A 12,831-nucleotide genomic window follows, 5' to 3' on the forward strand; every position below is an offset into this window, starting at 1 on the left:
CTTCGGATGACTCGGCGGCTCACGGGCGGGGGGTGCCGCTGGACGGAACGCCCGGCAGCGGGTCGGTCTGCTGTACCGGCGGCAGCGGCTGCCCGGTGCCGGAGTGCTCCGGGTAGCCGTCCCCACGGGGGTCGGCGTACCCGCCGGGCGTCGGGTCGGCGTACCCGCCGGACGCCGGCTCGGTGTGCGTGCCGGGGGTCGGGTCGAGGTAGCCGCCCGTCGGGACGGCGTCCGGCACCGCGCGGGGCGCCGGCGGCGGCGTCGGGATGACGGCGGTCTGCTCCGGGTCGTACGCCCCCGCGCCCCGGTAGGTCGAGGACCCGTTGCCGGAGTCGTCGCCAGCGGCGGAGACGCCGCGGGTCAGCCGGCCGGCCAACACGCCGAGGACCGCCGCGCCGACCAGGAAGGTGCCCGGGTTGCGGCGCGCGTAATCGCGTACCTCGGTGATCAGGTCGCCGGGCTCGCGCTGATCGAGCCAGCCGGCGACGCCGTGCACCCGGTCGGCGGCCTGCCGGGCCAGCTCGGTCACCGGACCCGCCTGACCACCCTGCTCGGCCATCGAGCGCATCTCGTCGGCCAGCGAACGCAGTCCACCGGCGGCCCGGCGCTGCTGCTCACCAGCCTGGCTGGCGAGTTGGGTGCGGGTCTCGCCGTACAGGTTGCGGGCCTGCCGGGCCGCCTCGCGGCCGACCTCGGTGCCCTGCTCCTTGGCGGTCTGGGCGACCGCGCCGCCCGCCTGCGCCGCCTCGGAACCGACCTGGCGGACCTGGTCGCGAACGCCACCGCCGTTCGTCGACTCCTGGCCGTACGTGGTGGAAGACGTAGGTGAAAGATCGTAAGACATGATTTCCCTTCCGCTCAGAAAGTCGTAGCGGTTGTGCTGGGGGGATGCGGTGCGTTGCCGCGACCGCTGACCATTCACCTACCCTCGGTTTCGGCTTCCATACTTCTTCGTGCATTTCTCTGCGCGGCCGGCTGGATCGACTTCAAAATGGAGGATCGTCGGGCTGCGTCAGGTCGCCGCCGCGGACAGTGCGGTTCGCGAGGGCCGGCAGAGCCACGGAGGGGGCAGCGATGGCACGAGACGGGCGAGGTGGCCGACGGGCGGGCCCGCGACCCCGGGTCCAGGTGGCCGCGCTGGTGGTGGCCGGGGTCTTCCTGCTGATCGGCGTTCTCGGCTTCGTTCCCGGCATCACCACCGACTACGGCGAGCTGAGATTCGCCGGACACCACTCGGACGCGCGACTGCTCGGGCTGTTCCAGGTGTCGATCCTGCACAACGCGGTGCACCTGCTCTTCGGGCTGGCGGGTCTGGTGCTGGCCCGCAGCGTCGCCGGCGCCCGCGTGTTCCTCGCCGCCGGCGGGGCCAGCTATCTCGCCCTCTGGCTGTACGGCCTGGCCATCGAGTCCGTCGACCCCGAGAGCGGGGCGAACATCCTGCCGGTGAACGACGCCGACAACTGGCTGCACCTCGCCCTCGGCTTCGGGATGCTCGCGCTCGGCCTGCTGCTGTCGAACCAGGCGGGCACCGGCGGCCGCCTGGACAACCCGGCCGAACGGCACTGACTTGGATCATTGGGGGTTTCCCGGTCACGCCCGCCGGGGTAATCGGCAGGCGAAGGAGGTGCGACATGCCCCGTTGGCTACGCGACAACGCCCTGGCCGTCACCATGCTGGGCGCGTTTCTGATCTTCCTGGTGTTGCAGAGCGTCTTCGGCTGGCAGACCCACAACGAGGAGCTGACCGAGTTCGGAGCCGCCCCGCTGACCTGGTCGGCGTACCTGACCAGTGGGCACTTCATCGAGTCGGTCTTCGAGAACTGGGAGTCGGAGTTCCTCCAGATGGGCGGGTACGTCCTGCTCACCGCGCACCTGGTGCAGCGGGGCTCGGCCGAGTCGAAGCCGGTGGACCAGACCGACCGGCCGGAGGACGACGAGCGTCGGGCCACCCCGCAGTCGCCCTGGCCGGTGCGCGCCGGCGGCCTGCCCCTGGTGGTCTACCGCAACAGCCTCTCCCTCGCGCTGCTGCTGATCTTCGCCGGTTCGTTCATCGGCCACCTTTTCGGTGGCACCGCCGCGTACAACAAGGAGCAGGCGCTACAGAGCGGCGCGCCGCCGATCGGCGTGTGGGATTTCCTCGGCACCAGCGACTTCTGGTTCCAGTCCATGCAGAACTGGCAGAGCGAGTTCCTCGCCGTCGGAGCGCTGATCCTGCTGAGCATCGTCCTCCGCCAGCACGCCTCGCCCGAGTCGAAGCCGGTGACCGTCGCGCACGCCACCACCGGCGCGTGAGCGGCGGCGCGCCCGTCAGGCCGCGACCGGCAGTCGCTTGGCGAAACAGACGCTGTACGGGTTGCCCACGTACTCGCCGTAGACCGGGATCTGGTGGTAGCCACACGAGGTGTACAGCGTGATCGCGGCCGGCAGGTAGGTGCCCGTCTCCAGGCAGACCACCGACTGCCCCTGCCGGAACGCACACTCCTCCAGCGCGGCCAGCAGTTGACGGGCGATGCCCCGCCCCCGGTAGGCGGGCCGGACGTACATCCGCTTGATCTCGCCGGTCTCGGCGTCGATCGCCTGGAGCCCGCCGCAGGCCACCGCCCGACCGTGCACCACCGCCGCCAGGTAGCGGACGTCGTCGTGGGGGACGAAGACCTGCCCATCCAACCCACCGTCAGCCGCTCTCAGCTCACGCTGCTGCGCGATGAGCAGGGCGGCGATCTCCGGATCGATGACGGGCCGAGACTCGATCAGCATCACCCCACGCTAGAACTGGTGGATTTCGCGCAGGTTTCCGGAAATCAACCCAATCACGGAGCGCAACGGACTACTCGGCGTCGTCCTCGTCGTTGTCGTCGTCGAGTTCGTCGGACGAGTCCGCGCCGACCTCGTCCGCAGACCGCACCCGGCGGGCCTTGCGGGCCGCGAGCCGGTCGGCCGCGGAGAGCCGGTTCGACTTCTCCTCCAGGCGGACGTCGGTGCCCCGGTTGCCGGGGACGAACTCCACGCCGGCGTAGAGCGTCGGTTTCCAGTCGAACTCGCGCTCACCGATCCGGACCAGGTCACCGGGCTCCGCGCCGGCCTTGGCCAGCTTGTCCTCCACCCCGAGGCGGGCGAGCCGGTCAGCGAGGTAGCCGACCGCCTCGTCGTTGTCGAAGTTTGTCTGCTTGACCCAGCGCTCCGGTCGGACACCGCGAACGGTGAACGAGCCGTCCGCGTCGGCGGTGATGGTGAAGCCGTCGTCGTCCACGGCGATCGGACGGATCACGATCCGGGTCGGCTCGGCGGGCGGCGCGGCCTTGCGCTCCGCCTCGACCAGCTCGGCCATCGCGTAGGTGAGCTCCTTGAGCCCCTCCCGGGTCGCCGCGGAGACCTCGAACACCCGGTAGCCGCGCTCCTCGAGGTCGGGGCGCACGATCTCGGCGAGGTCCCGGCCGTCCGGCACGTCGACCTTGTTGACGGCGACCAACCGTGGGCGGTCGGTCAGCCCGCCGTACTGGCTCAGTTCGGCCTCGATGGCGTCGATGTCGGCGACCGGGTCACGGCCGGGCTCCAGGGTCGCCGAGTCGATGACGTGCACCAGCACGGCGCAGCGCTCGATGTGCCGCAGGAACTCCAGGCCCAGCCCCTTGCCGTTGGCCGCGCCGGGGATCAGGCCCGGCACGTCGGCGACGGTGAAGGTGTGGTTGTCCATCCGGACCACGCCGAGGTTGGGCACGAGGGTGGTGAACGGGTAGTCGGCGATCTTCGGCTTGGCGGCGGAGATCACCGAGATCAGCGACGACTTGCCGGCCGACGGGAAGCCCACCAGGCCCACGTCGGCGACGCTCTTCAGCTCCAGCACGATGTCCAGCTGGTCACCGGGCTCTCCCAGCTCGGCGAAGCCCGGCGCCTTGCGCTTGGCGTTTGCCAGCGACGCGTTGCCCCGCCCGCCGCGCCCGCCCCGAGCCACCTCGAAGGTGGTGCCGGCGCCGACCATGTCGGCAAGCACTGTGCCGTCGGTGGTCTGCACCACGGTGCCGTTGGGCACCTTCAGCACCAGGGTGCGGCCGTTGGCCCCGTCCCGGTTCGACCCGGCGCCGCCCTTGCCGTTGTCGGCCTTGACGTGCGGGTGGAAGTGGAAGTCGAGCAGGGTGGTGACCTGCGGGTCGACGACCAGGGACACGCTGCCGCCGTGCCCGCCGTTACCGCCGTCCGGCCCACCGAAGGGCTTGAACTTCTCGCGGTGGATCGAGACACAGCCGTGCCCACCATCGCCGGCCTGCAGATGCAGAACGACCCGGTCAACGAACGTTGCCACGGCGTCAATCCTTCCAGCGAGGTCCGACCCCGCACTTCGAAAAAAGCTAAGCGGGCCGGGACCCGGAGGTCCGCGGCCCGCTTAGCCGGAGAACTACTGCTGCGGAACGATGCTGACGGTCTTGCGACCGCGCTTGGTGCCGAACAGGACCGCACCGGCGGACAGCGCGAACAGCGTGTCGTCGCCGCCACGGCCGACCAGGTCACCGGGGTGGAACTTGGTGCCACGCTGCCGGATGATGATCTCACCGGCGCTGACGACCTGACCACCGAAGCGCTTCACGCCGAGTCGCTGGGCCGCGGAGTCACGACCGTTACGCGAGCTGGACGCACCCTTTTTGTGAGCCATTGGAGGACGACCTACTTCCCGCTGGAGATGCCGGTCACCTTGACCTGGGTCAACGGCTGGCGGTGACCCTGGCGCTTGTGGTAGCCGGTCTTGTTCTTGAACTTGTGGATCCGGATCTTCGGGCCCTTGGTGTGCGCGGCGATTTCGCCGGACACCGCGACCTCGGCAAGCTTCGCCGCGTCGGTCACCAGGTCGTCACCGTCGACGAGGAGCACCGCGGTGAGCTTCACCGCGTCACCGGGAGCACCGGTGAGCTTCTCGACCTCGATCACGTCGCCCTCGGCGACCTTGTACTGCTTGCCGCCGGTCTTGACGATCGCGTACATCGGAGGCGGACTCCCTGTCGTTGAGGCTGCTGGCGGTCGTCCCCGCGGCGGCTCGCCGGGTAGCAGTGCACGGCGGCGCGGGCACACGGGAACTCGGCACACCAAAGGTGGGCCGCAGGCAAGAGTACGCCATTGCCGGCCCGGACCCCAAACCGGCCCGCCCTGGTCAGCGCGCGCAGAGCTGGTCGAGGCGCTGCTGGAGCCTGTCGAGTTCGGTCTCGTCGATGGACTCGACGTCGGCGCCGAGCGCTGCCACCTCGGTGCCGAGGTCGGTGAGCAGTGTCCTGAGCTGCGGATCGGTGGCCCGCTCCGACTGCTCCCGCAGTGCGGTGCGCCAGCCGTCCAGCGCCGCCTCGGCCCGCCCACGGGCGACCTCGGCCGCGCCGCTGTCCCCGGCGCCCACCGCCGCGACCATCCGGCCCAGCTCCGCCACGTACGTCCGGACGGCGGTGGTGCTGGCCTGCTGGGCGGCGGCACAGACCTGCGTGGCGTCGCCCGCCGCGGCGCCACTGGCGGGAATGCCGGCCGGCCCGGAGGCCGGGTCGGCGGTGGCCACGCCGACCGGACCGGACCCCACGTCCCCCGGCCGGTCGGCCGAGCAGCCGGCCACGTCGAAGAGCACGGTGACCAGCGCGATGACGGCGAGCAGACGACGCATCTTCTTCTCCTGACCAGGGACGGCCGATCCTGGGGCCGGAGTGGCCGCAACGGCGAGGTCCCTCCCCCGTCACTTTGCCGGGGAAGGGACCTCGCCAAACACTTGGCCGGTCAGGGGCGCGTCCGCCGGCGGGCGCCACCCCGGCGGGAACGGCGGCGACCGGCGCCACCCTCGGCGCTGTCCTCGTCGCCCTCACCGTCGGCGAGCGCGTCCGGGTCGTCCGCCGCGGCCAGCCGAGCCGACTCCCCGTGCTGACTGTCGGAGATCGCCGGCGCGGCGGCGGTGTCCGACTCGTAGCGGGACAGGTCGTAGCCCATGGTGTCCTGGTAGTCGGCGTGCGGCTCCGCGCTGGTGTCGGTGTCGACGACCTCGACCACGGCCCGCTCGGCCGGGGCGTTCTTGCGCGCCCGGCGACGCGACGACGCGGTGCCCTGCTCGGCGGCCGGAGCGGCGGCCACCGACGAGGCGACCGCCTTGACCTTCTCCCCGGCACCGGCGGCGCGCGCCTTCTCCGGCACCGGCTCGGTGTGCATGATGACGCCCCGACCCTTGCAGCACTCGCAGGTCTCGCTGAACGCCTCCAGCAGGCCCGCGCCGATCCGCTTACGGGTCATCTGCACCAGGCCGAGCGAGGTGATCTCGGTGACCTGGTGCTTGGTGCGGTCCCGGCCCAGGCACTCGGTGAGTCGGCGCAGCACCAGCTCACGGTTCGACTCCAGCACCATGTCGATGAAGTCGATCACCACGATGCCGCCGATGTCCCGCAGCCGGAGCTGGCGGACGATCTCCTCCGCCGCCTCCAGGTTGTTACGGGTGACGGTCTCCTCCAGGTTGCCCCCGGAGCCGGTGTACTTGCCGGTGTTGACGTCCACCACCGTCATCGCCTCGGTGCGGTCGATCACCAGCGAGCCACCGGAGGGCAGGAAGACCTTGCGGTCCAGGCCCTTGATGATCTGCTCGTCGATCCGGTACTCGGCGAAGACGTCACTCGTGCCGACGTGCCGGCGTACCCGGTCGACCAGATCCGGGGAGACGTGCGACAGGTACGACTCGACCATGTCGTACGACTGCTCGCCCTCGATCACCAGCTCGCGGAAGTCCTCGTTGAACAGGTCCCGGACCACCCGGATGACCAGGTCGGGCTCCCCGTAGAGCAGCACCGGAGCGCCACCCTCGGCGGCCTTGGCCTGGATGTCCTCCCACTGCGCCTGCAGACGCTTGACGTCGCGGGCCAGCTCGTCCTCGCTGGCACCCTCGGCGGCCGTCCGGACGATCACGCCCGCGCCGTCCGGGACCAGCTTCTTGAGCACGTCCCGCAGACGCTTGCGCTCGTTGTCCGGCAGCTTCCGGCTGATCCCGGAGGCGTTGCCGTTGGGCACGTAGACCAGATGCCGGCCGGACAGCGCGATGTGGCTGGTCAGCCGAGCGCCCTTGTGCCCGATCGGGTCCTTGGTGACCTGCACCAGCACCGAGTCGCCGGAGCGCAGCGCCTGCTCGATCGAGCGGGCCCGCCCTTCCAGACCGGAGCTGTCCCAGTTGACCTCGCCGGCGTACAGCACCGCGTTGCGACCCCGGCCGACGTCGACGAACGCCGCCTCCATGCTCGGCAGCACGTTCTGCACCTTGCCCAGGTACACGTTGCCGGCCATGGTGCCGGAGGAGTTGCGGGTGACGTAGTGCTCGACAAGCACCCCGTCCTCCAGGACGGCGATCTGGGTACGGTCACCGCGCTGGCGGACCGCCATCACGCGGTCGACCGCCTCCCGGCGCGCCAGGAACTCCGACTCGCTGAGAATCGGCGGTCGCGTACGCCGCTGCTCCCGGCCGTCCCGGCGGCGCTGGCGCTTGGCCTCCAGCCGGGTCGAACCGGACACGCCCTGCACCTCGTCGACGGTCCGACGCGGCTCGCGGATCTTGACCACGGTCGGTACGCCGTCGTCGGCGGCACCCTCCGTGTCGCCCGCGCCCCGGCGACGACGACGCCGGCGGCGACGGGTCAGACCGTCCCCGCCCTCGGCCTCCTCGTCCTCGTCACCCTCGGCCTCGACCTCGGCGGTCTCCTCCTCGTCGGCCTGCGCCGCCTCCTCGGACTCCTCGTCCTCGGCGTCGTCGGCCCCGCCCTTGCCCCGGCCCCGACCCCGGCGACCACGCCGGCGGCGACGGCGCGCGGCGGCGCTGTCCTCGTCGTCCTCATCCGCCTCGGCGGCCTCGTCGGCCTCCTCGGTCGGCTCCTCCTCGGCCTCGATCGCCTCGATCGGCTCCACCGGCTCGACCTCGCGGCGACCACGCCGACGACGGCGGGACGGCTCCGCGGCCTCCTCCACCACCGGTTCCTCGGCGGCGGGAGCGGGCTCGGCCGGCCGGGTCACCGGCACGGCGTCCGGCTGGGGGGCCATGAACAGCACGGTGGGCGCGGAGAGCGCGGCCCGCCGACGACGGGTACGCGGCTGCTCCGGCTCGACCTCGGCCGGCTCGTTCGGCTCCGCGGTCACCCCGGGAACGGCGACACCGGGCGACACCTCGCCGGAGCGCTCCGGCGTGCCGCCGGCCCAGGGCAGCTCGGCGGGGGTCGCGGTCGGGGTGTCGTTCAGCTCGGCCTCGGCCTCGCGCAGGTCGGACGCCGCCGGTTCCTCGTCGGCGACCGGCTCGACGGCGACCGGCTCGTCGGCGGACGGCTCCTCGACCGCGGGCGGCTCCTCGACGGCCGCCGGGGTGGCCTTCTTGCGCCGGGTACGGGTCACCTTCACCGGCGGGACCACGTCGGCCGGGGCCGCCTCCGCGGAGGACGCGACAAGCGGCTCCTCGGCGGTCGTCTCGACGGGAGCGGCCTTGCGACGGCGCCGGGGGGTTTTGGGCGCGACGTCCTGGTCGCCGGAGATCGGAGCGAAAACCTCCGCCTGCGGCGACTCCGCACTGGCGGCCTCGCTGGTGGCCGCCTCGGCCGGCGCGTCGGTCTGCTCCGGCGGGCTGAGCGGGGCGGCGCGACGCCGGGTCGCCCGGGTGCGCCGTACCGGCGCGGCGGGCTCGGCGTCGCCGGGGTCCACCGACGCCGAACCGACTGCCGTGGTGGGGGACGCGACGGTGGCGCCGTCGGCCGTGGTGCTCTGGTCGGCGGTGTCCCCGGCCGGCTGTGAACCGGTCCGTTCGCCGCCCTCGGGCTCGTTCTCGAGCATGGACGTTCTCCAGTTCTGGCTACCCCGGGCGCGGGTGAGCGCTGCCACGCAGGGTCGCCGCAAAAGTGTTTCCGCCGGGCGCGCGTGGTGCGCGACCGCCGAAGTCTGCCTGCCAGAGCACGGACCGTCGGTCAGTGCCCAACGATGGCTGCCCCGTCGCGGTCCGCATCCAACGGATCCACGATCGCACCCTGCGCGGTCAACGTGCCCTGAGCCAGCCGGGTCACCCTCGGCGAAACCGGCGGCTCCAGGTCGGCCACCACGCGGAGGCCGGAAAGGACGTCATCGGGCCGTACGGACGGGGTGACCTGCCGCACGACCAGTTCGAGTATCGCACACGGTACGGCCGGCGCCCCGGAAGGCGTCGGCGTTGGCGCGAGGACATCGACCGATATGACTGCGGCACGGGCGTCGAAGGTGCGTCGGCCCTGCTTGGTCATCCGCTCCACCAGCACCTCGTCCGCCGCGAGGAAGGCGTCCACCGCCGTGCGGAGCACAGCGGTCTCGACCTCGGGCAACTCGATGTGCCAGTGCGACGCCTCGATCCGGTCCGGAAGGTTGCCCCCCTCGGCGACCACGGCGTCCAGGACGTCCAGCCCCGGTGAGAGCGCGGCGTCCAACGCGGCCCGCAACTGCTCCGGGTCGACGACTGCCTGGAGAGCGATCTCCAGGTACTCCGCCTCGCTCGCCACCCCGGTGGGCGCGGCGCTGGCGTAGGAGATCTTCGGGTGCGGGTGGAAACCCTGGGAGAAGGCGACAGGCACCGCGGCCCGGCGCAGCGCGCGCTCGAACGCCCGGGCGAAGTCCCGGTGCGAGGTGAACCGCAGCGGTCCGCGCTTGGCGTACCTGATGCGGACGCGCTGGACGACCGGTGCCTGGCCGCCCTCGGGTTGAGGCTTCTTGGCGATCGTGGGCTCCTCGGGTGTACCTGCGTGTCCGACCATCCTGGCTCAGCGCCCGCGACGGTACGCAGCCGGGGCGGCCGGATCGCCCGGACAGACGGGTGCGAACCGGCCGTGGGGGTCGGGACCGCCCGCCCGCGAAGACTGATGGCCGGCCGGTGACCCGGAAGGTTACCGGCCGGCCACCACGATCGGAACCGCTTACCGCTCCTGCGGCGGGACGGGCGGCGCCCCACCCGGCGGGCCGTACCCGGGAGGCGGGGCATAGCCGGACGGCGGAGCCTGACCGGGAGGCGGGGCGTACCCGGAGGGCGGGGCCTGGCCGGGAGGCGGGGCGTACCCGGAGGGCGGGGCGTACCCGGGTGGCGACGGGTAGCCGGGTGGCGGGGCGTAACCCGCGCCCGGTGCCGGGTAGGCGCTGGGCACCAGCCGGTCCAGCGCCTCGTCCGGGATGTCGGCGGCCCGCGCCGCCTCCCGCCGGTACCGTCGGCGGTTCCAGATGAGGAACACCACAAGCGCCAGCAGCAGCACCAGTGCCACGGCGATGCCGATGACCACGACCATGACCTGCTGGTCGGTGGGACCACCGCGATCACCGTGCTGGGTGACGTCGAACTCCTCCGCGGCCTCGGTGCGGACCGGGGCCGGGTCGGTCGCCGCCGCCGGGTCGAGCAGCGGGCTGGCGTTGACCGGCGGGACGTCAGCGGTCAGCGCCTTCATCGGGTCGATCACCCCGAAGCCGTACTGCGGATCCCGGCCGGGCGGACCGGCGTCCCGCGCGGTCCGGATGATCCGGTTGATCACGTTCGGGCCGTCGAGATTCGGATATTTCTCCAGGATCAGCGCGGCCAGCGCGGAGACGATCGCTGTGGAGTCGGAGGTCCCGTCGCCCCAGCCGTAGCCCCCCTCGTTCGTGGCGTTGTAGATGCCATCGCCCGGAGCGGCGACCACCGCCTCCGGGCCCTGCACCGAGCCGGACCAGAACGAGCCACCCTTTGTCGTCCCGGTCACCGCGATCACCCCGGGGGTGTTGGCCGGATTCACGACGCCGACATCGCCCTTGGCGGTGTTGCCGGCGGAGGCAACCACGACGACGCCGTGGTCCAACGCGTACGTGATCGCGCTCTCCTCCTCCGAGCTGGCGGCGCCCGGCCCACCGACGGACAAGTTGATCACCTTGGCGCCGCCGTCGACGGCCATCCGGATGCCGAGGGCGATCGCCGCGTCGCTGTAGGTCCCGCTGCCCTTGCGCATCTTGATCGGCAGGATCTTCGCGCCGGGGGCGATGCCGTCCACCCCGTCGCGGCCACCGCTCTTCGCCGCGATGATGCCGGCCATGTGCGTGCCGTGGCCGTTCTCGTCGGCCCGACCGTCTCCCGAGACGCCGTAGCTGCGGGCACCGGGAAGCACCTGACCGCGCAGGTCCGGGTGGCTGGCCTCGACGCCACTGTCGAGCACTGCCACGACCACGCCCTGCCCGGTCGAGATCTTGTGCACCTGGTCGATCCGGAGCTCGTCCAGATACCACTGCTCGGCCCGTCGGGGCGCGGCGGCCGCCGGCTGGGCGGCCCCCACCACCAGGAACCCCGCCAGCAGACAGGCGATCACCGGCCGGAAGCCTCCGACATTCACGTTCATGCGCCCATCCTCACCGCAGGACACCCGGCATCGCCCCGTCACCAGGGCCCCACGGATCGTCATCCTCAGTCAACCACGACGAGTGCTCCGAGCCGGTGCCGCCGCCGGCGCCGTGCCCGGCGCCGCCCGCGCCGCCCATCATGCCGCCCGCCATCCCGGCGCCGCCCATGCCCGCGCCACCACGCGCGACGCCGGCCATCCCGCCGCCCGCGCCAGCACCCGCGGCGGTCCGCAGCGCGTTGGCCGCGCTCGTCATCGGCGGCACCTTTCCGTTGCCGCCACCCACCATGCCGGGGAGGCCGCCCACGCCGATGCCGCCGCCCGCGCCCAGGCCACCGCCGGAGCCGATCCCGCCGGCCGAGCCGACGCCGGCCCCACCCCCGAAACCACCGCCGGCGCCGCCGAGACCGGCGCTGCCGAGACCGCCGCCACCGAGGCCGCCGACGCTGCTCGGGCCGGCACCGGCCAGACCACTGCTGTAGCTGTCGTCGCCCTCCGGGTAGCCCGGGTAACCGGACCCGGTTGGGCCGGGCGTGAACCCACCGGTGCCGCCGGAGGACGGGCCACCGCCGGAACCGGTCGGGGAGAACGGGTCGACAGTGGACGTGGGGCCGCCCCCGCCGCCGATGCTCGGTGGCCTACTGCCGATCGAGGGGCCGCCACCACCGATGTCGGGCTTCCCGCCGAACTCGCCACCACCGATGTCGGGCCGCCCGCTCGGCGGAACCCGGGGGTCGCGACGAATGTCGTCCCGCTGGTCCTGCTCATCCGGCCCGGCGACGGTGAGCTTGGGACGCTCGGTGTAGACCGCCTGGGGCAGCGGCGACATCGCGGTGGTGGCCGCCTGCTGGTTGTCCCGGTACCAGTTGTCGAGGTGGGACTTGGTGTCCCACCAACCGCCCCGCTTCTGGTCACCCGCCTGGCCGTCGACCTTCATTGTCGCCTCCAGGTCGTCGGCCTTGTCGCGGAACGCGCCATCGGCGTACGACCCGGGGTTGCTCTGGTAGTCCTTGCGCAGTGCGGCGAGGAAGCCCGACGCGCTCTCACCGTCGCGGGCGTCGTCGAGTTCGGTGCCGTTGGGCAGGCTCCACTCGTTGATGCCGAAGTCGTCCATCAGCGGGACCGGGATCGAGGCGACCGCCGTGCGGATGTCCGCCTCGATCCGCGTCAACGCGCCGCTGACATTCGTCGCGTCGGTGATCAGCTCCTCGACCTGCCTGCCGATCTCGCCGAGGTGCTCGCGGTAGGCGTCACCACCGCTGCCCTTCCACCCGGCGAGCATCCCGGGCAGGCCGCCGACGTGCGGGCGTTCCTGCCCGGTCGCGACCGGACCGACGAACGAGCGGCCGACGAGCGCGTCCCGCAGCTGTTGCAGGCCGTTGGAGAGGTTGCTCCAGCCCGCTCCGACCGAACCGACCGTCTCCGGGTCGGCGGAGAGCGTCACCTCGCGGACGCACTGCTCCCAGGTTCCTCCAGCCATGACGTCC

Annotated in this window: 12 protein-coding genes; 2 read left to right on the top strand and 10 right to left on the bottom strand. The window is 72.3% G+C overall.

The window, feature by feature from the left end; translation table 11 throughout:
- Positions 1–19 precede the first annotated feature (19 nt).
- A complete protein-coding gene (locus ACQPWW_RS27650) occupies positions 20–844 on the bottom strand; it encodes a hypothetical protein (RefSeq protein ID WP_433126551.1) in 825 nt (274 codons plus the stop codon).
- A gap of 230 nt (positions 845–1,074) precedes the next feature.
- On the opposite strand from ACQPWW_RS27650, the gene ACQPWW_RS27655 reads away from it, so the two are divergent.
- Complete coding sequence (locus ACQPWW_RS27655) at positions 1,075–1,566, top strand: DUF4383 domain-containing protein (protein WP_433126554.1); 492 nt, start codon at positions 1,075–1,077, stop codon at positions 1,564–1,566.
- A 65-nt stretch (positions 1,567–1,631) separates the two neighbouring features.
- A complete protein-coding gene (locus ACQPWW_RS27660) occupies positions 1,632–2,291 on the top strand; it encodes a DUF6766 family protein (RefSeq protein WP_433126555.1) in 660 nt (219 codons plus the stop codon).
- A 15-nt stretch (positions 2,292–2,306) separates the two neighbouring features.
- Here the strand turns inward: ACQPWW_RS27660 and ACQPWW_RS27665 are convergent, their stop codons facing one another.
- The 9 genes from ACQPWW_RS27665 to ACQPWW_RS27705 all read right to left on the bottom strand — a co-directional run bounded on the left by ACQPWW_RS27665 (position 2,307) and on the right by ACQPWW_RS27705 (position 12,824).
- Entirely contained in the window at positions 2,307–2,756 is a 450-nt protein-coding gene (locus ACQPWW_RS27665) for a GNAT family N-acetyltransferase (protein ID WP_433126557.1), read from the bottom strand.
- A 70-nt stretch (positions 2,757–2,826) separates the two neighbouring features.
- Positions 2,827–4,299, bottom strand: a complete 1,473-nt coding sequence (gene obgE / locus ACQPWW_RS27670) for a GTPase ObgE (protein WP_433126560.1) — start codon at positions 4,297–4,299, stop codon at positions 2,827–2,829.
- Positions 4,300–4,392: 93 nt separating this feature from the next.
- Positions 4,393–4,647 carry a 50S ribosomal protein L27 gene (rpmA, locus tag ACQPWW_RS27675; protein ID WP_007464062.1) on the bottom strand — a complete coding sequence of 85 codons (255 nt, stop codon included), beginning with the start codon at positions 4,645–4,647 and terminating at the stop codon, positions 4,393–4,395.
- Between the two features lie 11 nt (positions 4,648–4,658).
- On the bottom strand, positions 4,659–4,973 hold the full coding sequence (rplU, locus tag ACQPWW_RS27680; RefSeq protein ID WP_007464063.1) for a 50S ribosomal protein L21: 315 nt from the start codon (positions 4,971–4,973) through the stop codon (positions 4,659–4,661).
- 166 nt (positions 4,974–5,139) lie between these two features.
- Positions 5,140–5,631 (bottom strand): hypothetical protein, encoded by a 492-nt coding sequence (locus ACQPWW_RS27685; RefSeq protein ID WP_433126562.1) that lies wholly within the window; start codon positions 5,629–5,631, stop codon positions 5,140–5,142.
- 110 nt (positions 5,632–5,741) lie between these two features.
- Positions 5,742–8,804, bottom strand: coding sequence for an Rne/Rng family ribonuclease (locus tag ACQPWW_RS27690; RefSeq protein ID WP_433126564.1), 3,063 nt, complete (start codon positions 8,802–8,804; stop codon positions 5,742–5,744).
- A gap of 131 nt (positions 8,805–8,935) precedes the next feature.
- The gene (locus ACQPWW_RS27695) at positions 8,936–9,631 is read right to left on the bottom strand and encodes a TIGR03936 family radical SAM-associated protein (protein WP_433134605.1); all 696 of its coding nucleotides are present in this window, start codon (positions 9,629–9,631) and stop codon (positions 8,936–8,938) included.
- Between the two features lie 276 nt (positions 9,632–9,907).
- Positions 9,908–11,344, bottom strand: coding sequence for a type VII secretion-associated serine protease mycosin (mycP, locus tag ACQPWW_RS27700; RefSeq protein ID WP_433126566.1), 1,437 nt, complete (start codon positions 11,342–11,344; stop codon positions 9,908–9,910).
- A gap of 10 nt (positions 11,345–11,354) precedes the next feature.
- Entirely contained in the window at positions 11,355–12,824 is a 1,470-nt protein-coding gene (locus tag ACQPWW_RS27705; RefSeq protein ID WP_433126568.1) for a WXG100 family type VII secretion target, read from the bottom strand.
- Positions 12,825–12,831 lie beyond the last annotated feature (7 nt).

The organism is Micromonospora sp. CA-240977, from assembly GCF_050942285.1.
Taxonomy (GTDB): domain Bacteria; phylum Actinomycetota; class Actinomycetes; order Mycobacteriales; family Micromonosporaceae; genus Micromonospora.

Bases quoted from the DNA above. Each gene is read 5' to 3' on its own strand.
- mycP (WP_433126566.1), bottom strand. From the start codon at position 11,344: ATGAACGTGAATGTCGGAGGCTTCCGGCCGGTGATCGCCTGTCTGCTG.
- ACQPWW_RS27650 (WP_433126551.1), bottom strand. From the start codon at position 844: ATGTCTTACGATCTTTCACCTACGTCTTCCACCACGTACGGCCAGGAG.
- ACQPWW_RS27655 (WP_433126554.1), top strand. From the start codon at position 1,075: ATGGCACGAGACGGGCGAGGTGGCCGACGGGCGGGCCCGCGACCCCGG.
- ACQPWW_RS27660 (WP_433126555.1), top strand. From the start codon at position 1,632: ATGCCCCGTTGGCTACGCGACAACGCCCTGGCCGTCACCATGCTGGGC.
- ACQPWW_RS27690 (WP_433126564.1), bottom strand. From the start codon at position 8,804: ATGCTCGAGAACGAGCCCGAGGGCGGCGAACGGACCGGTTCACAGCCG.
- ACQPWW_RS27705 (WP_433126568.1), bottom strand. From the start codon at position 12,824: ATGGCTGGAGGAACCTGGGAGCAGTGCGTCCGCGAGGTGACGCTCTCC.
- rpmA (WP_007464062.1), bottom strand. From the start codon at position 4,647: ATGGCTCACAAAAAGGGTGCGTCCAGCTCGCGTAACGGTCGTGACTCC.
- rplU (WP_007464063.1), bottom strand. From the start codon at position 4,973: ATGTACGCGATCGTCAAGACCGGCGGCAAGCAGTACAAGGTCGCCGAG.
- ACQPWW_RS27685 (WP_433126562.1), bottom strand. From the start codon at position 5,631: ATGCGTCGTCTGCTCGCCGTCATCGCGCTGGTCACCGTGCTCTTCGAC.
- ACQPWW_RS27665 (WP_433126557.1), bottom strand. From the start codon at position 2,756: ATGCTGATCGAGTCTCGGCCCGTCATCGATCCGGAGATCGCCGCCCTG.